This is a genomic window from Pseudomonas sp. MYb541, from assembly GCF_037479595.1.
GTDB lineage: Bacteria > Pseudomonadota > Gammaproteobacteria > Pseudomonadales > Pseudomonadaceae > Aquipseudomonas > Aquipseudomonas canadensis.
Map to the genome: position 1 here is coordinate 50490 of NZ_JBBGYS010000016.1, position 22264 is coordinate 72753.

Below are 22264 nucleotides of genomic sequence, written 5' to 3' on the forward strand. Positions count from 1 at the left end.
CGCTTAAACCCCCAGGGACTTTTTGTAGCGGCCTTCGACCATGCGGTTCCAACTCAGCATGATCAGCAGATTGACCAACAGCAGCACTACCGCGATGGTCGCGCCCATGGGCCAGTTAAGTTCCGAGAGGTACTGGTCGTACACCACGGTCGCGACCATTTTCAGCCGGCGTCCGCCGAGCAGGCCGGGGATCGCAAAGGAACTGGCGGCCAGGCCGAACACGATCAGCGTGCCGGACAGCACGCCGGGCATCACCTGCGGCAATACAATCCTGCGCATTACCGTGGTTTGGCTGGCGCCGAGGGACAACGCCGCCTGTTCCGCCGACGGGTCGAGTTTCTGTAGAGAGGTCCACACCGGGATGATCATGAACGGCAGCATCACGTGCACAAGGGCGATGATCACCGCGAACGGCGTATACAACAGCTTCACCGGGCGCCCGCCAAGGAATTGGATGACTTGGTTCACCAGCCCGTCCGCGCCGAGCAGCAGGCTCCAGCCAAAAGCGCGCACCACCACCGAAATCAGCAGCGGCGTGAGGATCAGGATCAGGAAAATCGAGCGCCACGGGGTGCCCATGCGGCTGAGGATGTACGCCTCGGGCACGCCGATCACCACGCAGAGCAGGGTTACCAGCGCGCTGATCCAAAACGTGCGCCAGAAGATTTCGTAGAAGTACGCATCGCTGAACAACGACAGGTAATGCGCGAAGGTCCATTCATCCGCCTTCACGCCCACCTGGTAATCGAACACGTTGAACGACAACACCAGCGTCAGGCCCAGCGGCAGAATCAGCAACCCGACAAACAGCACCAGGGCGGGTAACGACAACAGGTAGCCCCGGCTCATGCGCGCACCTCATCCGCTGCCAACACGCGCAGCAGGCTGGCTTGCCAGTCCAGGCCCACCGCCGCACCACAACTCAGCGGCGCGCTGCCGTCATTGCTGCGCACCACGGTGATTTCGCCAAGGCTGGTGTGGATGCGATACAGCCATTGGCTGCCGAAAAAGTAGCTGTCGAGGACCTTGCCTTGCAGTCGGCCGTTGCCAGCGTCCACCAACTGGATTTTTTCCGGACGCAGGCTCAGGGTCAGCTCACCGTCACCGCTTTCGTGACGCACTTGTGGGCTTCCCAACGGGTCATAGTCTCCCGGCAACAGGTTGGCCTTGCCGACAAAGTCCGAGATGAAGCGTGTGCGTGGATGTTCGTAGAGCTTGTACGGCGCGTCGATCTGGGTCACACGCCCGGCCTGCATCACCACCACGCGGTCGCTGATGGACAGCGCCTCGGCCTGGTCGTGGGTGACCATCAAGGTGGTGATGCCCACGGCGCACTGGATGCGGCGGATTTCGAACTGCATTTCTTCACGCAGGTTGGCGTCGAGGTTGGACAGCGGCTCATCCAGCAGCAACACCGGCGGCTCGATCACCAGGGCGCGGGCCAGGGCCACACGTTGGCGCTGGCCGCCGGACAGCTCACGTGGGTATCGGTCGGCGTGCGGCGCCAGGCGTACCAGTTCCAATACCGTCTTAACCTTGCTGGCGATCTCGGCGGTCGGCACTTTGCGCATCTTCAGGCCGAAGGCAACGTTGTCGCGCACCGTCATGTGCGGGAACAGCGCGTAGCTTTGGAACACCACGCCCAGGCCACGGCTGGCGGGCTTGGCATGGGTGATATCGCGGCCGTCGAGCAGGATCTGCCCGCCGCTCACATCAACGAAGCCGGCGATCATTTGCAGGGTGGTGGTCTTGCCGCAGCCCGACGGGCCGAGCAGGGAAACGAACTCGCCTTTTTCCACCGCAAGGTCGGTGGCGACCACCGCATCGACGGCGCCGTAGCGTTTGCTCAAGGCGTTGAGTTGGAGAAATGCCATGTCTGCGTTCCACCTTTTTTGAGTCGCGTCGAAACGCGCTTTTTTGTTTTGGGCAGATGCGAATGAAGTATTGCCGGTGCGTTGGCGCTCGATCTTGAGTCGGCTGCCGTTAGTTGTTCATGTCGCCCCTGTGGACGCAGATTAGGACGAAGACTAGGATGGGCGGAAGATGGTATTTCACTGAATGGAGTATTATTTTCATATTTATTCATTCAACGGAATTTAGTAAGGGATTGTTTGTTATGGATTCCACTGATCGAAATGAAATCGCCAAAGAAGTCGGCCCCGGTGGGGTGTCTCGACTGTTCGCGCTGCTGCGCACCCTGGGTGACGTGCCGGAGGGCGGCGAACGCGTGACCCAGCTCGCTCAACAGGTCGGCTTGTCCCAACCGACCACCCACCGCCTGCTGCGCAGCCTGATGGACGAAGGCATGGTCGAGCAGGACGCGCGCAGCAAGCGCTATCGCCTGAGCCTGGAGTTCTTCGCTCTCGCGGCGAATGCGGGCAAGACCGGCAACCTGCGTGATCTGGTGCGGCCGAGCATGTTGCGCCTGAGTGCGTCATTGGGTGATTCGCTGTTCTTGCTCGCGCGCTCAGGCTTCGACGCGATCTGCCTGGACCGCAGCGAAGGTCCATACCCGATCCGTACCTTCACCGGGGACATCGGCGGGCGTGTGGCATTGGGCGTGGGGCAGGGCAGCCTGGCGATCCTGGCGTTCTTGCCGGAGGAAGAGCGCGAGACGGTGATCCGCTACAACCTGCCACGGCTCAAGGACTTCCACTTGTATGACGAAGTGCTGTTGCGCTCGGAAGTTGAGAATGTGCGCAATCTTGGGTATGCGGCACGCAATACCGGGGTGCTGGAAGGCATGGCGGGGTTGGCGGTGCCGATCCTCAATCGCGACGGGCATGCAGTGGCGGCGCTGAGTGTGGCAACTATCAGTGATCGGCTGGGGCCGAGCCGCTTGCCGATGGTGGTGGAGTTGCTCAAGCGTGAAGCGGCTGCGATCGGGCCGCGGATCAATCCGTTTGATCCGACGTTGCGCAGGCCTTCGCAGACCTTTGGTGGGTAGTTCAGATGGCGGCCCACGTTACCGACCTGGCCGCCGTACTGCACATACACAGGTTCCATTCAATGCTCTGTCATCCCTCATCGCCGGCACCATCGGCTGGCGTGTGGAATGGGTAACGATCAGGCGCTTACTTAGGCAGTACTAGACTTTCTGGGTGCGTGTTAGTTATCCAGAAAATAATTTTTTTGTTCATGTTTAACGGAACTGTCCTTTTACAAACTGCCACAGATGGCTGTTGATTCAACGCTGACTTGGGCGTTGGTCAGCCTAATTGCATCAACTATCTGAGGTGTTTTAATGATAAATACTCCTTTCGGTCAGCCCACACAAACTTACTACCCGCAATCTTGCCCGTCGGAAGGTCGCGCCAGGTTTGGTTATCAGCCCGCAATGAGTAACTCAATGGAGGTCTCTCGGCCAGTCCCCAATTCGTTAGTTGCGCGAAACTTTGTCAACGCCTTCCCTTATTTCCAGGGAAAATCCGGTTTCGTCACGAAGGAAACGCTTCAACATGCTGCCAATCGTCCGCTGATCGGTGATCCGTTTCACGATCAAATGACAATGCTGGCAAGGGAGATTCTTGGCCGTCCAGGAATGATTAACTTACTCGATGGTATCAACCATGGCGGCCGTGAAGATAGTCTGATCAGCCAGGGTGATGCGCAACAGGCGGTCTATGAGTACGAGGCTCAGGAGGCAGCGTACATGCAGGGTGGACCAGCAGGGTATAACGGTGGCATGCAGGGTGGACCAGCAGGGTATAACGGTGACATGCAGGGTGGACCGGCAAGGTATAACGGTGGCATGCAACGCAGTCGTGTTGAAAATGGATATGGCGACTACGGTGCACGCAATTATCAACCGGCAGGGAACGGCATGAGCCCGCAGAATGCTGAGGTCGCGAATAATTTCAAACAGGCCAAAGACTCAGATTTAACGACGGAGTTGGGTAATAATTTTGACTACTTCAATCCCAACGAGCATGGCAAGATAACCCAGCAATCGCTTCGTGAAGTCGCAGGTCAGCCTTTGACTGGCAACCCCGTAGACGACCGGATGACCCTGTTGGCCAACGAGATCCTCAGTCGGCCGCAGGTCAATAGCAAACTGGATTCTGACCACGATGCTGACAAAGGTGACGGGTTGATTGGGCGCGATACTATTGAGCGGGTGTCCCGCCAACCTGCTGCACCGAATTATGAAACTATGAGTGACGTGGACTTGCTTGGGGCCCTTAAAGATAAATTCAAACAGTATTGGGGCAAAGATGACTACATCAGCTTCGATAGTCTTAAAGAAGCGGCTGCGGCGTCTCCTCCCACTGATAAATCTCGACTCGCGGCTGAACTTCTCCGTCGTCCGGGTCTGATGAAAGAAGTTGATGTCGGTACTGATGGTAAAGGTGGCAGGGGCGCAGAAGATGAAAGGTTTGATAGGCTCAATGTCGACCACATAATCAAAGAGAAGCAGGCGAACTAGTTGCTTGGTTGAGCGTGCTGGTTAAGATGCAGCTCATGCCGTGGGCTGCATCTTCAGCCTTGCATTGCCAGTTATGACCCTTTCTCCCAGTTGGCTCAGCCCGGGGCTGATCCTCTTTTCCGGTCGCATCACGGCTTCGGTGACGATCAGGTCCTGGGTTATGTCGAAGTTCTTGCGCATGCGCTCGGGGCGCACTTCCAGGCCGGCGAGCATGAAGTCGCCTGGCCGAGGGAGGCTAGGGTGCCGGCGGCCCCTAGGCCACGTTGAAAAACGCCACCTTGGTACTCAAGCGATCCGCCAGCTCCGCCAGTTCCTGATTGGAATGCTCCACTTGCTCGGAGCCCGCCGCCGATTGCACGGTGGAGCTATGGATGCGTGTGACGTTCTGCGCGACTTCTTCCGCCGCCGCGCTTTGTTGCACTGAAGCACTGGCGATCTGCGCGTTCATCGCATTGATCGCACCCACTTCCTGACTGATCTTGCCCAATGCCAACTGGGAGCCGCGGGTCTGCGCCACGGTGACCTGGGCCAGGCTGCGGCTGCGTTGCATGATGTCGGCGGCATCCTGGGTGCCGCTTTGCAGCTTGCCGATCATGTCGCGGATCTCCTGAGTGGACTCCTGGGTGCGCGTCGCCAGCGACCGCACTTCATCGGCCACCACCGCAAAGCCACGGCCATGTTCACCCGCCCGCGCGGCTTCGATGGCCGCGTTGAGTGCCAGCAGGTTGGTTTGTGCGGCGATGGCGTTAATCACTTCGATCACGGTTTCGATGTTTTCACTGTCGCTGGACACTTGGTTGACCCGGCTGGTGGCCTGGTCAAGGATGGTTGCCAGCTCCTCGATGGCCACGGTCACTTCGCCCACCAAGCGGTGGCCGCTCTCGACTTCTGCGTCTGCCAGAATGGTCGCCTTGGACGCGGCAGAGGCGTAGCCCGAAACTTCGCTGACCGAGGCCGCCATTTGCGTAATCGCGGCGGCCACATGCTGGGCCTCGCTGGTCTGCAGGGTGATCTGCTGACGGTTGTCGCTGACCACTGACAACAGGGTGACCGAGGAGTGACGCAGGGCCTGGGCTGCCGAGCGCACTTCGGTGATGGTGTCGCCCAGGCGCACCAGGGCGTTTTTCAGAATACCCATCACGCTGTCGGGGTAGCGGGTTTCGATGGGCTGGTTCAAGTCGCCATTGGCCAGGCGGCGGATCGCCTCGGCGACATCCTCCGGCTCGGCGCCGAGGGTGGCCTTGACCTTGCGGATGATCAACAAGGACACCAGGACGCTCAAGATGATTGCCACGGCGCTGGCCAGCAGCATCAGCACGGCAAAGTTACCGGCGGCGACTTGCACGGTGTCCAGGCGTTGCTTGATCTGGGCTTCTTCGAAGTCGATCAGGGCATTCACGCGCTTGAGCCATTCGGTGTAGTGGGCCGACGACTGGGCCAGCAGCAAGTCCTGGGCGCCGGCGATGTCATTGCTGCGACGCAGGCTGATCACCCGCTCGGTGGAGGCCAGGGCCTGGGTCTCGATGGCTTTGATATCCGCCAAAAGACGGGACTCTTCGGCGCTGGCAGCGCTTGCGACGGTGTTGGCGAACAGTCGATCCATCATCACTGCGGAGTCTTGGTAATCGCGCTTGAGCTGGTCGATCTCGGCCAGGTGGCGGCTGAGCGACGATTCATCCTTGACCAGTACCGCATCGCGAATGGCGATGGCGCGGTTGTGCACGCTGCCACGGAAGTTGATCGCGTAGCGCTGCACCACGGCGGCTTTTTCGGCCACGTCCTTGAGCGTGCTGTCGATAAAACCCACGCGTTGAATACCGACGGCGGTGATCAACACCAGCAACGACAGAATGGACGCAAAGCCCAGTCCGATACGCATCGCCAACGAGACAGGTTTTTTCATGGAAAGCTCGATATTCAGGGGAGTTAAAAGTGATGGCTAAAAGCTATCTTCGCTAGGGAATCTATCGATAGGCCCGTCACGCGTCCAATCAGAAATTACTGACTCTGCCATCGAGCGAATTGATGGAATAAAACCTGGATTCCTACGTTATCCGAAGTCGTTCGCCGTACAGGGGTGAGCCGTTGGGAGTTTCACCACAAGAGTCCTTGCATCTCCTAAAACTTTGGCTAATATGATCCGGGTAAAACAATTAATATCCGGGTAATAGCTATGCCTACGCAAAACCTTTCTACGTGCACTGCCTTCGTTGGCCACCAGCGTGTAGCGACGGGTTCCTACGCCGACGTTGCCGATACACTCGCCAGTCTTGATCACGCTGCGGGCAGCTTTCTGGTATTCGATGACGCCACCGGCCTCCAAGTCGACTTCCCCTGGCCGGCAGGTTATGCGCCCGAACAACCGCTCCAGGCCGAAGTACCCGATGAGCCTCCTGCTGCACCCTCGGTCGGGCGCCCTAAACTGGGCGTGGTCGCACGCGAAGTCACGTTATTGCCGCGTCATTGGGAATGGCTGGGCCAGCAGCGCGGCGGTGCATCGGCGGCGTTGCGCCGGCTGGTGGATGAAGCTCGCACTGCCCATGCTTCCCGTGATCAGATACGCCAGGCCAAGGAGGCCGGGTATCGTTTCATGAGCGCCATCGGCGGCGACCTGCCCGGTTTCGAAGAGGCTTCGCGCGCGCTGTTTGCGTTTGACGCAACGGACTTCTCCGGCAAGATCGCGCACTGGCCGGTGGACGTGCAAACCTACCTGGCCTGGCTGACGCGCGACGCGTTCCCAGTCTGATCACCATTCCTGGATCCCTACCCTCATGGAAGTCACTCAACAACGGCCGTTGTGGCAGATCTACCTGATCTTTCTGGCACCCATGGTGCTGTCCAACTTCCTGCAAAGTTTTTCCGGCACGCTCAACGGCATCTATGTCGGGCAGATGCTCGGCACCCAGGCGCTGGCGGCGGTGTCGGGCATGTTTCCCATCGTGTTTTTCTTCATTGCCCTGGTGATCGGCCTCGGGGCGGGCGCCTCGGTGCTGATCGGCCAGGCCTGGGGAGCGCATGAAACGGGGATGGTCAAGGTGATCACTGGCGCAACCCTGACGTTGGGGGCGCTGGTGGGGGGGACCGCGGCGGTGCTGGGCAGTCTGTTCGCACGTCCAGCACTGCAGGCGTTGGGCACGCCGGTTGATGTGCTGGACGATGCGGTTGGCTATGCCCAGAAGATGATGCTGATCATGCCGTTGTTGCTGGTATTCATCCTCTACACCCAGTTGCTGCGCGGCGTCAGCGACACGATCTCGCCGTTGCTGGCGCTGATGGTGTCGACCCTGGTCGGCCTGCTGCTCACGCCGGCACTGATTGGCGGCTGGATCGGCCTGCCGCCCATGGGCATCCAGAGCGCGGTGTATGCCGGGCTGGTGGGCAACGCGTTGGCCATGCTGTTTTTGATCTTGCGCCTTCGGCATAAAAACCATGTGATGGCGCCGGACCGCGAACTGCTCGCGGCCTTGCGCCTGGACCCTGTGATTCTCGGCAAAGTCCTGCGCATCGGCTTGCCTACCGGCCTGCAGATGGTGGTGCTGTCACTGTCGGAATTGGTCATCCTCGCCCTGGTCAACGGCCACGGCTCCCAGGCCACGGCGGCGTATGGCGCGGTGACGCAGATCGTCAACTACGTGCAGTTCCCGGCGTTGTCGATCGCCATCACTGCCTCGATCCTCGGTGCGCAGGCGATTGGTGCTGGGCGGTTAGAGCGTATCGGGCCGATTCTGCGCACCGGTTTGTTGATCAACCTGTGCCTTACCGGAGGCCTGATTGTATTGGGCTATGTGTTGTCCCACTGGTTGCTCGGGCTGTTCATTACCGACGATGCGGCACGGGTCAATGCTGAACACCTGCTGCACATCATGCTGTGGAGCATCTTGGTTTTTGGCTTCCAGGCGGTGGTTGGCGGGATCATGCGTGCCAGCGGCGTGGTGCTGATGCCGGTGGTGATCTCGATTTTCTGCGTGCTCTGCGTCGAACTGCCGATGGCGTACCTGTTCAACGCGCATTTTGGCCTGGAAGGCGTGTGGATGGCGTTCCCCGTGACCTACTTGGCAATGCTGGCCTTGCAGACTGCGTATTATCGGTTGGTGTGGCGGCACAAGCAGATCAAGCGGTTGGTGTGAGGCTCAGGCCGCGTAGCAGCAGTTCAAGACCTTGCAGGCCTTGTTCGAGCCGCTCGTCCGGGTGTTCATCCCGGGCGATCCACAGCGCGGTGCTGACCAGGCTGCCGTTGATCAGTTGCGCCAGTGCAAGGCTCGGGACGCAGGGGATCGCCTCGGTCTGCATCAGCGCCTCCAGCAACTGGCGCAATGACTCCACGCAATGTTGCTGGGCGCCGGTGTCGCCCAGGACGGCCGGCGCATCCTGCAACACAATGCGCTGGATTTCGTCATCCTGTGCCATACGCAAGTAGGCACGACAACGTTCGCAAAAGCCGCTCCAGGGGTCTTCAGCTTCATCTGAAATGCGCTGCAAACGAGCATCCATCTCGCTGTCGAGTTGGCCAACCACGGCGGCCAGCAAACCTTTCTTATCTCCAAAGTGATGGTACAGCGCCCCTCGGGTCAGGCCGGCACGGGCGGTGAAGTCGTCCATCGATGTATTCGCGTAACCTTGTGTAGCAAAAGCCTGACGCGCGCTGGCAATCAGCCGGGCGCGGGTGTCTTCGATCATTTCGGCACGGGCACGGCTCATGGTTGGGCTCACAATCGGCAAGGGAAAGATTGACATACGCTGCGTATGTTAAGCATGATTTGTCACATACGCACCGTATGTATTTTGCCTCGATTCTTGTGAATAGCAAGTTCCAGGGCATTCGTGAAGAGGTCGAGCAAGATGGCAAACCCTTACGCCGAGTTGTTCCAGGTCCCTGGCGCCCGGGCTTTTGTGCTGGCGGGCATGCTTGCGCGCATGCCGGTATCGATGACGGGGATCGGCTTGATCACCATGCTCTCGCAGGTACATGGCGGCTATGGCCTGGCCGGCTCGGTCGCGGCGGTGTTCGCCTTGGCGACGGCGTTTTGTGCGCCGCAGGTGTCGCGGCTGGTGGACCAGTACAGTCAAGGCCGAGTGCTGCCGATTGCCGCATTGATTGGCGGCGGGGCGTTGTTGATGTTGCTGCTGTGTACTCGTCTGCAAGCACCGAACTGGCTGCTGTTCCTGTTCGCCGCGTTGGCCGGATGCATGCCCAACATGTCGGCCATGGTGCGGGCGCGCTGGACCGAGTTGTACCGGGGCCAGCCCAAGCTGCAAACCGCGTTTGCCCTGGAGTCGGTGCTGGACGAGGTGTGCTTCATTATCGGCCCGCCGATTTCGGTCGGGTTGAGCGTGGTGTTGTTTCCGGAGGCGGGGCCTCTGGTCGCCGCGTTGTTGCTGGCGGTGGGTGTCACCACCTTTGTATTGCAGCGTGAGACCGAACCGCCTGTGCATGCACTTCAGGGCCACCACGGTCGCTGGCTGATTGCGTCACCCTCGGTGCTGATCCTGATGATCCTGCTGCTGGCCATGGGTGTGATTGTTGGCGTGGTGGACGTGGTCAGCGTCGCGTTTGCCCAGCATCAGGGCCAACCCGCGGCAGCGAGTATCGTGCTGTCGGTGTACGCCATTGGCTCGTGCCTGGCAGGGCTGGCGTTCGGTACCCTGAAGCTCAAGGTGTCGTTGCCTCGGCAGTTCCTGTTCTGTGGCGTGGCTACGGCTGTGACCACCTTGCCGTTGCTTCTGGTAACTAACATTCCCGGGCTCGCCGTGGCGATCTTTATCTCTGGATTGTTCTTCGCTCCAACCCTTATCGTGTCCATGGCCCTGGTGGAGCGGATCGTACCCGCCAGCCGCCTGACCGAAGGCATGACCTGGCTGATCACCGGCCTCAGCATCGGCGTGGCCATTGGCGCTGCCAGTTCCGGCTGGATGATCGACCACTTCGGCGCCACCAGCGGGTTCTACGTGGCGTTGGCGGCGGGGGCGGTGGTGCTGGGGGCGGCAGTGTTGGGTTATCGGCGGTTGGGGTAATCAGCTAACCGCAGGGCATGCGTCATTGCCATGATGTTGTAAAAACTCATTCAAGGCCTGGCGTGTCAGGTCATTGAGGGTCACTTTTTTGCGGGTCGCCGCCAGGGCTGCCGCCAAGTGCAAGTCATGGCCGACGCGGACATTGAAGGAGCCCTTGCAGGGCTTCTCCGGGGTCTGCCCGAGGGTCTGGCAAGTGGCGAGGTAGTCATCCACCGCCTCCCGAAATGCAGCGTCCAGCTCAGCGACGGTTTTCCCTTCATAGCTCACCAGCGCCTTGATGAACAGGATCTTGCCGAACAGGCAGTTGTCTTCGACGCTGGCTTCGATAGAGCCGATGTAGCCTTTGTGTTTCAGTTGGTTGTTCACTGAATCAGTTCTCCTGACCTCAATTGCTCAATGATCTGGCGCCGAATGTAGTGTTTCAGTTCGTTGCCAGGGTGAGGCTTGTGCAAGGTGATCATTGCACTGGGGTCGCCGATGTCGAACTTGACCCGGCTTCCAGCCCCTTCAATCTGTGTGTAGCCCAGCCGTAGCAGCAGCGTTACGAGCTCAGGCCAGGTAAATGCCATGTGCTCATTGAGCAGTTTGGCGAGCAGCTTTTCATTTTTGGACACGGCGTTCCCTGCGTGTAACTAAATGTAGTTGCAAAAAGTGGTGTTCGTCAATGCTAGCTCGGGTTCGGGTGTCTCTGCCGAGATTGATGTAACCCTTGATGACACACCGCTCCACGCCTTCCACTCCCCGCTAATTTTTCCCTGTCCGGTTCGTTTTATAGGGACGACGTGCCTTTGTGCTTCCCGCCTATTGCTCCGGACTCCAAGAAATGAATGCTGAAGACTCCTTGAAACTTGCTCGCCGGTTTATCGGGTTGCCCCTGGAAAAACGCCATTTGTTCCTGCAGGCCTTGCAGAAAGAAGGTGTGGATTTTTCCCGGTTTCCGATTCCGGCAGGGGTGGAGGCGGAGGATCGCCAGGCGCTGTCCTATGCACAGCAGCGCATGTGGTTTCTCTGGCAGTTGGACCCGGCCAGTGGCGCCTACAACTTGCCCGGTGCTGTACGCCTCAAAGGCACGTTGAGCCTGGAAGCGATGGAGCAAGCGTTTGCGAGCCTGGTCGCGCGGCATGAAACCCTGCGCACGGTGTTCCAGCGCCAGGCCGACGAGCGCCTGTTGCAAGTGCCGACGGCGACGTCATTGGCCGTCGAGCAAGTCGATTTCAGCCACCTCGCTACCGCCGAACGCGAACAGGCCGTCAATGACGCCGCGATCCGTCAATCGCTGCTGCCGTTCGACCTGGAAAACGGCCCGTTGCTGCGCGTGCAATTGCTCAAGCTCGACACACGGGAGCATGTGTTGCTGCTGACCCTGCACCACATCGTCTCCGATGGTTGGTCGATGAACGTGCTGATCGAGGAGTTCATCCGCTGCTACGACGCCCATGAGCGCAATGAAATACCGCAACTGCCGGCCTTGCCGATCCAGTACAGCGACTATGCCCTGTGGCAACGTCGCTGGTTGGAAGCGGGTGAGCAGGCTCGACAATTGGAGTATTGGCAGGTGCGCCTGGGTGATGAGCACCCGATATTGGAGCTGCCCACGGATCGCCCGCGCCCGGCCATGCCGAGCTACCAGGGCACGCGCCATAACTTCGCGATCGAACCCGCGCTGGCTGCACAACTGCGCAGCGTTGCGCAAAAACACAACGTTACCCTGTTCATGCTGTTGCTCGGCGCGTTCAACGTGCTGCTGCATCGCTATACCGGGCAAGGCGACATCCGCGTCGGCGTGCCAATCGCCAACCGTAACCGTACTGAAGTCGAAGGGCTGATCGGCTTTTTCGTCAATACCCAAGTGCTGCGCACCGAGCTGAGCGGGCAAACCCTTGTCTCTGAGCTGCTGCAAAGCATCAAGGAGCATGCACTGGGCGCCCAGGCCCATCAGGAATTACCGTTCGAGCGCCTGGTGGAGGCCCTCAAGGTCGAGCGCAGCCTCAGCCATACGCCGTTGTTCCAGGTCATGTACAACCATCAGCCGGTGGTGGCCGACATTGCGAGCGTCAGCACGGCCTCCGGCCTGGAGCTGGCGTTGGTGGAGTGGCAAGGCCGCACCACTCAGTTTGACCTGACCCTCGATACCTATGAAAAATCCGGCACCCTGTACGCCGCGCTGACCTACGCCAATGACCTGTTCGACGCGGCGTCCATCGAGCGCATGGCCGGGCATTGGGTGCGTCTGTTGCAGGCCATGGTGGCCGACGGTACGCAGCGCATCGGTGAATTGCCGATGCTGGATGCGGATGAGCAGCAAGTGCTGGTCCACACCTGGAACCAGACCGCCGAGGCCTACCCGACCGAGCGCGGCATCCATCACCTGATCGAAGACCAGGTGCAGGCCACGCCCGACGCGCCCGCGCTGTTGTTCGGCGCCACAGCGCTGACCTATGCCCAGCTCAATGCCCGCGCCAACCAGCTGGCCCATGCCTTGCGCGAGAAGGGTGTAGGTCCGGACGTGCTGGTCGGGATCTGCATCGAGCGCTCCATCGAAATGGTGGTCGGTCTGCTGGCCATTCTCAAGGCGGGTGGCGCCTACGTTCCGTTGGACCCTGAGTATCCCCAGGAACGCCTGGCCTACATGATCGAGGACAGCGGCATTCAGTTGTTGCTCAGCCAGCACAGCCTGTTGCCAGTGCTGCCTGCCGAGGGCATTAAGGTGATTGTCCTGGACCAGCCCGCCGACTGGCTCGATGGCTACAGCCGCGAATCGGTAAACGTTACGCTTCACGCGCTGAACCTGGCCTACGTGATCTACACCTCGGGCTCCACCGGCAAGCCCAAGGGCGCCGGCAACAGCCATCGCGCGCTGGTCAACCGCCTGTGCTGGATGCAGCAGGCCTATGGCCTGGACGCCAGCGATGCGGTCCTGCAGAAAACCCCGTTCAGCTTCGACGTTTCGGTGTGGGAGTTCTTCTGGCCGCTGATGACCGGCGCACGCCTGGTAGTCGCAGCGCCCGGCGAGCATCGCGAACCGGCGCGCCTGATCGAGACGATTGGGCAGCACGGCATCACCACCTTGCACTTCGTGCCCTCGATGCTCCAGGCGTTTATCCATGAGCCGGGTGTGCAAACGTGCACCCGCCTCAAGCGCATCGTGTGCAGTGGCGAAGCCTTGCCGCTGGATGCGCAATTGCAGGTATTTGCCAAGTTGCCTCAGGCGGGCTTGTTCAATTTGTACGGGCCGACCGAAGCAGCCATCGACGTGACCCACTGGACCTGTGTCGACGAAGGGGCCGACAGCGTGCCCATTGGCCGGCCTATCGCCAACCTCGGCACCTACGTGCTCGATGCCCAGCTCAATCCGGTTCCCGCTGGCGTCAGCGGCGAGCTGTACCTGGGCGGCACTGGCCTGGCTCGTAGTTATCATCGACGTCCGGCACTTACTGCCGAACGTTTTGTGCCCAGTCCTTTCGGTGACGGCACGCGTCTGTACCGCACGGGTGACCGCGTGCGCCAGCGGACCGACGGGGTGATTGAATACCTCGGCCGCCTCGATCATCAGGTCAAGCTGCGCGGCCTGCGCATCGAGCTGGGCGAAATCGAGACGCGCCTGATGCAACACCCCTCGGTGCGCGAAGCCGTGGTGTTGGTGCAAGGCGGCAAGCAACTGGTGGCCTACCTGGTGCTGGAAGACCAGGCGCCGGTCGATCTCAAGGCCTGGCTGCTCAGCAGCCTGCCGGAATACATGGTGCCGACCCATCTGGTGTACCTGGCCAAGCTGCCGGTAACCGCCAACGGCAAACTCGACCGCAAGGCCTTGCCAGTGCCGGACGCCGCGCCACAGCAGGCCTATGTCGCACCGGAAAACGACCTGCAGAAAGCCTTGGCAGCGATCTGGAGCGATGTACTGGGTGTGGCGCAGATCGGCCTGGAAGACAACTTTTTCGAGCTGGGCGGTGATTCGATCATCTCCATCCAGGTAGTCAGCCGTGCGCGCCAGGCGGGTATTCGCCTCAGTCCACGGGACCTGTTCCAGTACCAGAGCGTGCGCAGCCTGGCACTGGTGGCAAGCTTCGAGCAGGCGATGGTCATCGACCAGGGGGCGGTCACCGGCGAGGTGATCCTCACGCCCGTGCAACGCAGCTTTTTCGAGCAGGCGATTGCGGTGCGCCAGCATTGGAACCAGTCGTTGCTGCTGACGCCACGGGAAACCCTGGAGCCTGCGCGCCTTGAAGCCGCTTTGACCCAACTGATCAACCACCACGACGCCCTGCGCCTGCGGTTTGTGCAACAAGCTGGCGGTTGGCAGCAAGCCCATGCCGAGTCGGTGACTACGCCCGGGTTGTGGCAAACCCAGGTCGCTGACGACGCTGAGTTGGCCGCACTCTGCGACGAAGCCCAGCGCAGTCTCGATCTTGGGCAGGGCCCTTTGTTACGTGCGGCCTTAGTCACGACGGCCGATGGCGCTCAACGTTTGTTGCTGGTGGTGCATCACCTGGCGGTGGACGGCGTGTCCTGGCGCATCCTGCTCGAAGACCTGCAACAGGCTTACCGCAACGTCGCATTGCCGGCCAAGACCAGCGCCTACCAGCGGTGGGCGCAGCAGTTGCAGGCCCACGCGCAGACGCTGGATGACCAACTGCCGTACTGGCAGGCCCAGACTGCGAGTGCCGATCTGCCGTGCGATAACCCCCAGGGCGGTCTGCAAAACCGCCTGGGCAGCAAAGTCGAAATCCGCTTGAGTGCCGAACAGACCCGTCAACTGCTGCAAGACACCCCAGCGGCCTACCGCACTCAGGTCAACGACTTGCTGCTGACCGCACTGGCGCGCGTCATCAGCCGTTGGAGCGAACAGCCCGCGGCGCTGATCCAGCTTGAAGGCCATGGCCGCGAAGACCTGTTCGACACCGTCGACCTGAGCCGCACCGTCGGCTGGTTCACCAGCCTGTTCCCGGTACGCCTGCAAGCCGATGGCGAGCTGTCGGCTGCAATCAAATCAGTGAAGGAACAACTGCGCGCCGTGCCGCACAAGGGCATCGGCTACGGCCTGCTGCGCTACCTCGGAACGCCTGAGGCCCGCGAAGCCCTATCGAGCCTGGCCGCGCCGCGCATCACCTTCAACTACCTGGGCCAGTTCGACCGCCAATTCAACGAGTCGGCGCTGTTCGTTCCGTCGACCCAGGGCAGCGGTCAGGCTCAGGACCCGGAGGCGCCGCTGGCCAATTGGCTGACGGTAGAAGGGCAGGTGTATGGCGGCGAATTGGCCCTGCAATGGGGGTTCAGTCGCGAGATGTTCGACAGAGCAACCATCCAGCAGCTCGCGGACGATTACCAGCAGGAACTGCTGGCGTTGATCGCGCATTGCATCGACCCGCAGCACGGTGGCCTGACACCGGCCGATGTAAGCCTGGCGCACCTGACCCAAGCCCAGCTGGACGACCTGGCACTGCCTGCACGGAGCGTGCAAGACCTGTATCCACTGTCGCCCATGCAGCAGGGCATGTTGTTCCACAGCCTCTACCAGCAGGGTGAGGATGACGTCTATGTCAGCCAATTGCGCGCCGACGTGCAGGGGATGGACGTGGCAGCATTTCAAGGCGCCTGGGAGCATGTGCTGGCACGGCATGACATGTTGCGCACCGGCTTTGTCTGGCAAGACGACCAGGGCCAGGCCCTGCAAGTGGTGCATCGCCAAGTCAGCTTGCCCTTCATCGAATACGACTGGCGCGACCGTTCGAATCTGCCGGCGGCCCTCGATAGCCTGGCCGCCGAGCACCATCGCCAGGGCTTCGAGCTGGCGAGCCCGCCGTTGCTGCGGGTGGCGCTGGTCCGCACGAGCGAAGACCACTGGCACTTGATCTATACCAGCCACCACATCCTGATGGATGGCTGGAGTAATGCCCTGGTCCTCAATGAAGTGCTGCAAGCCTGCAAGGGCCAGGCGCTGCCGCCGGTAGGCGCGGCGTTTTCCCAGCATATTGCTTGGCTGCAACAGCAGGACCCTGCGGTGGGCGAAGCGTTCTGGCGCCAGCGCCTGGCGCAGTTGGAAGAACCGACGCACCTGGCACGTGCAGTGGCCAAAAGCGCCGCGCACACGGGTGCCGAATACGGCGAACTCCTGTGTGAGTTGGATGCCATTCAGACTCAGCGCCTGACCGCTTTCGCCCGTGCCCATCAAGTGACCCTCAACACCCTGGTGCAATCGGCGTGGTTGTTGCTGTTGCAGCGCTACACGGGTCAGTCCAGCGTCGCCTGTGGGGTCACGGTATCCGGGCGCCCGGCGCAGCTGGCGAATGTCGAGCAGCAGGTCGGCCTGTTCATCAACACCTTGCCGCTGATTGCTGCCGCCAGCCCGGCGCAAAGCGTCAGCGACTGGGTGCGTAGCGTTCAGGCATTGAACCTGGAAATGCGTGACCACGAACACACGCCGCTGTTCGACATCCAGCGTTGGGCCGGCTCGGCCGGTGAGGCGTTATTCGACACGTTGGTCGTGTTCGAAAACTTCCCGGTGGCCAAGAGCCTGGAGCAGCCGGGGGAGAGCGGCTTGCGTTTCAGTGCTGTGAGCCATCAGGAACGCACCAATTACCCATTGACCCTCACCGTGCAGGGCGGCGAGCACCTGAGCCTGCACTTGGAATACTTGCGAGCCGAGTTTGCCGCCGACGCGGTGCAGCACATCGGCGCCTACCTGCAGGGCTTGCTACAGCAATTCGCCAGTGCGCCGGAACAGGCCTTGGGCGCCGTGCCGTTGCTGCTGGAACACGAATACACCCGCGTGCTGCAAGACTGGAACCCGCGGGGTGTTGCTCAAACCGCCAAGGCCAGCGTATTGCAGCGTTTTGAACAACAAGCACTGCTGAACCCGGAAAACATCGCACTGATCCTCGATCAGCAACGCATGACCTATGCCGACCTCAACCTGCGCGCCAATCGACTGGCCCATCGCCTGATCGAGTTGGGCGTCAGCGCCGACACCCTAGTGGGTGTTGCGGTGGACCGCTCTCTGGAGATGATCGTCGGCTTGCTGGCGGTGCTTAAGGCCGGCGGCGCTTATGTGCCGCTGGACCCGAAATACCCAGCCGAGCGCCTTCAGTGCATGATCGAGGACAGCGGTCTGCAATGGCTGCTGACCCAGCAGCCGTTGGTTGAGCAGTTGCCGCTCAGCGAGGATCTGACCCTCGTTTGCCTGGAAACCGGAGTCGACTGGCTCGTCGATTACAGCAGCGAAAATCCGTCTTCCAGCACGCAGCCGGCCAACCTGGCCTACGTGATGTTCACCTCCGGTTCTACCGGCCGGCCAAAAGGCGTGGGCATCGATCTGGGCGCCCTGGCTCGGCATGTGGAAGTCTTCACCGAGTTGTTTGCGTTGCAAGCCCATGACCGCGTGCTGCAGTTCGGCACCTTTAATTTCGATGGTTTCGTCGAGCAACTCTACCCGGCGCTGTGCTGCGGCGCTGCGGTGGTGGTACGCGGCGGCGACCTGTGGGACAGCGACACCTTCTATCAACAGCTGATCGAACACGACATCTCCGTGGTGGACCTGACCACGGCCTACTGGCTGCTGCTGGTGCGCGACTTTGCCGACCGGGGCCCGCGTGACTACGGACGCCTGCGCCAACTGCACATCGGCGGCGAAGCCATGCCGCCGGAAGGCTTGAATGCCTGGCGGGCAGCGGGCCTGGAGCATGTGCGCCTGCTCAACACCTATGGCCCCACCGAAGCCACGGTAACCGCCACCGCCTTGGACTGCGCTGCCTATGTGGATGGCCGTGAAGCCCTGCCGTCGATGATGCCGATCGGCCGCGTGCTGGATGGCCGTGCCATCTACCTGCTGGATGCCAACCTCAACCCGGTGCCGGTAGGTGTGGCGGGCGAACTGGTCATCGGCGGCCCGCTGTTGGCGCGGGGTTACTTCAATCGCCCGGACCTGACGGCCCACCGCTTCATTCCCGATCCGTTTTGCACCGACGGCGCTGGTCGCCTGTACCGCACCGGTGACCTGGCCCGTTACCGTGCCGATGGCATGATCGAGTACGTGGGCCGTATCGATCACCAGGTCAAGGTCCGTGGTTTCCGCATCGAACTGAGCGAAATCGAAGCGCGCCTGCTGGCCCAGGCCAGTGTGCGCGAGGCGTTGGTCATCGCCGCGGACAACCAGTTGGTGGGCTACGTCGTGGCCACTCAAGCGCTCGATGAATCCCGGCAAGCCGAACTGCGCACCCAACTCAAGGCCGTGCTGCGCGAGGAGCTGCCGGACTACATGGTGCCGGCGCATCTACTGGTGCTGGAGCGCCTGCCTCTGAGCCCCAACGGCAAGGTCGACCGTGCCGCGCTGCCCAAGCCGGATGCCAGCCATTCGCTGGCCGAATGGGTCGCGCCCGTCACTGAGAAGGAGCAACGCATCGCTGCCATCTGGGCCCAGGTGCTGGGTGCCGAGCGGGTAGGGCTCAACGATCACTTCTTCGAAATGGGTGGTCATTCGCTGCTCGCCACGCAGGTGGTGTCTCGGGTGCGTCACGGCCTGGGCATCGAAGTCGCGCTCAAGACGTTGTTTGAACAGCCTGTGCTTGGCGACTTTGTCAGCTGCCTGGGCGACGTCCAGGGGTCGGCACCGGCGCTGGTAGCGGTAGACCGTACTCAACCCTTGCTGCTGTCCTACGCCCAGGAGCGTCAGTGGTTTCTCTGGCAGCTGGACCCGCACAGTTCGGCCTATCACGTGCCCAGTGCGCTGCGCTTGAAAGGTCCGCTGGACCAGGTGGCCCTGCAACGTGCCTTCGATACCCTGGTAGCGCGCCATGACAGCCTGCGCACGCACTTGCAGCAAGAGGCCGACCGCACGGTACAAGTGGTCAGCCCGCAGGCACGGATCGAGCTGGTGTCAGAACCCACCGATGAGGCCCAGCTCAAGACCAGGGTTGAAGCGCTGGTGGCTCGACCTTTCGACCTGCGCCAGGGGCCGCTGATGCGTGTGAATCTTCTGCGCCTGGCAGCAGAGGAGCATGTGCTGGTCCTGGTGCAGCACCACATCATCTCCGACGGTTGGTCCATGCAAGTGATGGTCGACGAGCTGGTGCAGCTCTACGCCGCCTACAGTCAAGGCCAGGCGCTGCAATTGCCGGCGATGCCGATCCAATATGCCGACTACGCAAAATGGCAGCGTGACTGGATGGAGGCCGGGGAAAAAGCGCGCCAGCTCGATTACTGGCGTGACCTGCTGGGCGGTGAGCAGCCGGTGCTGGAGTTGCCGTTCGATCACCAGCGTCCGGCGGTGCCGACCCATCGGGGTGCACGCCTGAATATTGCGCTGCCGTCCGCGCTGATCGACAGCCTCAAGACCCTGGCCCAGCACGAAGGCGTGACACTGTTCATGGTGCTGCTGGCTTCGTACCAGGCGTTGTTGCATCGCTACAGCGGCCAGCAGGACATTCGTGTCGGTGTGCCGATTGCCAACCGTAACCGGGTCGAAACCGAGCGGCTGATCGGCTTCTTCGTCAATACCCAGGTGCTCAAGGCCGATGTCGACGGGCAGACCACCGTCCGGCAGCTATTGACCCAGGTCAAACAGCGCGCACTGGAAGCCCAGGCGCATCAGGATTTGCCGTTCGAGCAACTGGTCGAGGCCCTGCAACCCGAGCGTAGCCTGAGCTTGAGCCCCTTGTTCCAGGTCGCGTTCAACCACCACATCAGCCTGGCCGGCGAGCATTTGCAGCGCCTGGCGCAGCTGGACATGAGCCCGGTGAACTGGGATGAAACCGCCGCGCATTTCGACCTGATCCTGGACATCGAGGAGTCCGGGAACCAGCTCGGCGCATCGCTGAGTTATGCCACCGATCTGTTTGCACCGGCGACCATCGCGCGCATGGCCAGCCATTGGCAGAACCTGTTGCAGGCAATGGTTGCCGATCAACAGCAGCCCATCAGCCAATTGAACCTGCTGGGCGAGGATGAGCGGCAGCACATCCTGCGATTGTGGAACCAGACTGACGCTGGCTTCTCGGCCGAGCGTCTTGTGCATGAGTTGGTGGCTGACCGCGCCAGGGAAAATCCGCAGGCGATCGCGGTCAAATTCGACGCGCAAACCCTGAACTATGGCGAGCTGGACAGCCAGGCCAATCGCCTGGCCCACGCCTTGATCGCCCGTGGCGTCGGCCCGGAAGTGCGCGTGGCGATCGCCATGCCACGCAGCGCCGAGAGCCTGGTGGCGTTCCTCGCGGTGATGAAAGCCGGTGGCGTGTATGTGCCGCTGGACATCGAATACCCGCGTGACCGCCTGCTGTACATGATGCAAGACAGCCGTGCGCAATTGTTGCTGACCCATAGCAGCGCGTTGCAGCAACTGCCGATTCCCGAGGGCTTGGACACCCTGGCGATTGATCGCACCGAAGACTGGGCGGATCACGCCGACACGGCGCCAGAAGTGGCATTGGACGGCGATAACCTGGCCTACGTGATCTACACCTCCGGCTCCACCGGCATGCCAAAAGGCGTGGCGGTGTCCCACGGTCCGTTGGTGGCGCACATCATCGCGACCGGCGAGCGCTATGAAACCAGCCCGTCTGACTGCGAACTGCACTTCATGTCGTTCGCCTTCGACGGCTCCCACGAAGGCTGGATGCACCCGCTGATCAACGGTGCCAGTGTGCTGGTCCGTGATGACAGCCTGTGGCTGCCCGAATACACCTACGCACAAATGCACCGTCACAACGTGACCATGGCGGTGTTCCCACCTGTTTACTTGCAGCAACTGGCCGAGCATGCCGAGCGTGACGGCAACCCACCCAAAGTGCGTGTGTACTGCTTTGGCGGTGATGCGGTAGCCCAGGCCAGCTACGACCTGGCCTGGCGCGCACTGAAACCGACCTATCTGTTCAACGGTTACGGCCCGACTGAAACCGTGGTCACACCGTTGCTGTGGAAAGCCCGCCGTGGCGATCCATGCGGTGCCGTCTACGCGCCCATCGGCACCTTGCTGGGCAACCGCAGCGGCTATGTGCTGGACTCGCAACTCAACCTGCAACCCATCGGCGTAGCTGGCGAGTTGTACCTGGGCGGCGAAGGCGTGGCACGGGGTTATCTGGAACGGCCGGCACTGACTGCCGAGCGTTTTGTGCCGGACCCATTCGGCAAACCTGGCAGCCGCGTATATCGCAGCGGCGACTTGACCCGTGGTCGTCCGGATGGGGTGGTGGATTACCTCGGGCGTGTTGACCATCAGGTGAAGATCCGTGGTTTCCGTATCGAACTGGGCGAGATCGAAGCGCGCCTGCGTGAGCAGGACAACGTTGGCGAAACCGTGGTGGTCGCCCAGGACGGTCCGACCGGCAAACAACTGGTGGCGTATGTCGTGCCGGCCGAGGGCCCGCTCGCCAATGAAACCCAATTGCGCGAAACCTTGCGCCGTGCGCTGAAAACCCATCTGCCGGATTACATGGTGCCCGCGCACTTCATGTTCCTGGCGCAGATGCCATTGACTCCCAACGGCAAGCTTGACCGTAAGGGCCTGCCCGAACCGGATGCCAGCCTGCTGCAACAGGCCTACGTGGCCCCCGAAACCGAGCTGGAACAGCAGATCGCGGCGATTTGGGCCGACATATTGCGCCTGCCGCAGGTCGGCCTGAACGACAACTTCTTTGAAGTAGGCGGCCATTCCCTGCTAGCGATCCAGATCACTTCGCGGGTCCAGGCCGATCTGGGCCTGGAAGTGCCGTTGGTGGAAGTGTTCCAGACCGAAACGCTGCGCGCCTATGTGCAGGCCGCCGCCACCTTCCGCGCCGGCAGCGCGGAAGATTTTGATGATCTTCGTGACTTTTTGAGCGAACTAGAGGCGATTTGACC

13 protein-coding genes are annotated in these 22264 nt (G+C 61.3%); 6 read left to right on the forward strand and 7 right to left on the reverse strand.

Annotation, left to right across the window (positions count from 1 at the left end; translation table 11 throughout):
• Positions 1 to 3: 3 nt before the first annotated feature.
• The gene (locus WH299_RS12160) at positions 4 to 849 is read right to left on the reverse strand and encodes an ABC transporter permease (RefSeq protein WP_028619823.1); all 846 of its coding nucleotides are present in this window, start codon (positions 847 to 849) and stop codon (positions 4 to 6) included.
• The gene (locus WH299_RS12165; protein ID WP_339550363.1) at positions 846 to 1874 is read right to left on the reverse strand and encodes an ABC transporter ATP-binding protein; all 1029 of its coding nucleotides are present in this window, start codon (positions 1872 to 1874) and stop codon (positions 846 to 848) included. The genes WH299_RS12160 and WH299_RS12165 overlap by 4 nt, the downstream gene beginning before the upstream one ends.
• 242 nt (positions 1875 to 2116) lie before the next feature.
• Here WH299_RS12165 and WH299_RS12170 point away from each other — a divergent pair, with 242 nt between their 5' ends.
• Both WH299_RS12170 and WH299_RS12175 read left to right on the forward strand, forming a co-directional pair.
• A complete protein-coding gene (locus WH299_RS12170) occupies positions 2117 to 2947 on the forward strand; it encodes an IclR family transcriptional regulator (RefSeq protein ID WP_122726252.1) in 831 nt (276 codons plus the stop codon).
• A gap of 402 nt (positions 2948 to 3349) precedes the next feature.
• Positions 3350 to 4426, forward strand: a complete 1077-nt coding sequence (locus WH299_RS12175) for a hypothetical protein (protein WP_122726250.1) — start codon at positions 3350 to 3352, stop codon at positions 4424 to 4426.
• Between the two features lie 33 nt (positions 4427 to 4459).
• Here the strand turns inward: WH299_RS12175 and WH299_RS12180 are convergent, their stop codons facing one another.
• Positions 4460 to 4639, reverse strand: a complete 180-nt coding sequence (locus tag WH299_RS12180) for a hypothetical protein (RefSeq protein ID WP_339550365.1) — start codon at positions 4637 to 4639, stop codon at positions 4460 to 4462.
• 40 nt (positions 4640 to 4679) lie between these two features.
• A complete protein-coding gene (locus tag WH299_RS12185) occupies positions 4680 to 6329 on the reverse strand; it encodes a methyl-accepting chemotaxis protein (RefSeq protein WP_339500034.1) in 1650 nt (549 codons plus the stop codon).
• Positions 6330 to 6599: 270 nt separating this feature from the next.
• Between WH299_RS12185 and WH299_RS12190 the strand changes: the two genes are divergently transcribed.
• Both WH299_RS12190 and WH299_RS12195 read left to right on the forward strand, forming a co-directional pair.
• Positions 6600 to 7172 (forward strand): DUF2239 family protein, encoded by a 573-nt coding sequence (locus WH299_RS12190; protein ID WP_323625557.1) that lies wholly within the window; start codon positions 6600 to 6602, stop codon positions 7170 to 7172.
• Between the two features lie 25 nt (positions 7173 to 7197).
• A complete protein-coding gene (locus WH299_RS12195; protein WP_339550367.1) occupies positions 7198 to 8553 on the forward strand; it encodes an MATE family efflux transporter in 1356 nt (451 codons plus the stop codon).
• Here the strand turns inward: WH299_RS12195 and WH299_RS12200 are convergent.
• Positions 8537 to 9124: a TetR family transcriptional regulator gene (locus tag WH299_RS12200; protein WP_122726240.1), complete on the reverse strand. Its 588-nt coding sequence runs from the start codon at positions 9122 to 9124 to the stop codon at positions 8537 to 8539. The genes WH299_RS12195 and WH299_RS12200 overlap by 17 nt on opposite strands.
• A 141-nt stretch (positions 9125 to 9265) precedes the next feature.
• Between WH299_RS12200 and WH299_RS12205 the strand changes: the two genes are divergently transcribed.
• Complete coding sequence (locus WH299_RS12205; RefSeq protein WP_122726238.1) at positions 9266 to 10438, forward strand: MFS transporter; 1173 nt, start codon at positions 9266 to 9268, stop codon at positions 10436 to 10438.
• Here WH299_RS12205 and WH299_RS12210 read toward each other — a convergent pair whose 3' ends face one another.
• Positions 10439 to 10804, reverse strand: a complete 366-nt coding sequence (locus WH299_RS12210; protein ID WP_033897427.1) for a type II toxin-antitoxin system HicB family antitoxin — start codon at positions 10802 to 10804, stop codon at positions 10439 to 10441. It abuts the gene before it with no gap.
• Positions 10801 to 11052 (reverse strand): type II toxin-antitoxin system HicA family toxin, encoded by a 252-nt coding sequence (locus tag WH299_RS12215; RefSeq protein ID WP_122684445.1) that lies wholly within the window; start codon positions 11050 to 11052, stop codon positions 10801 to 10803. The genes WH299_RS12210 and WH299_RS12215 overlap by 4 nt, the downstream gene beginning before the upstream one ends.
• A 209-nt stretch (positions 11053 to 11261) precedes the next feature.
• Between WH299_RS12215 and WH299_RS12220 the strand changes: the two genes are divergently transcribed.
• The gene (locus tag WH299_RS12220; protein WP_339550369.1) at positions 11262 to 22262 is read left to right on the forward strand and encodes an amino acid adenylation domain-containing protein; all 11001 of its coding nucleotides are present in this window, start codon (positions 11262 to 11264) and stop codon (positions 22260 to 22262) included.
• Positions 22263 to 22264: the final 2 nt, after the last annotated feature.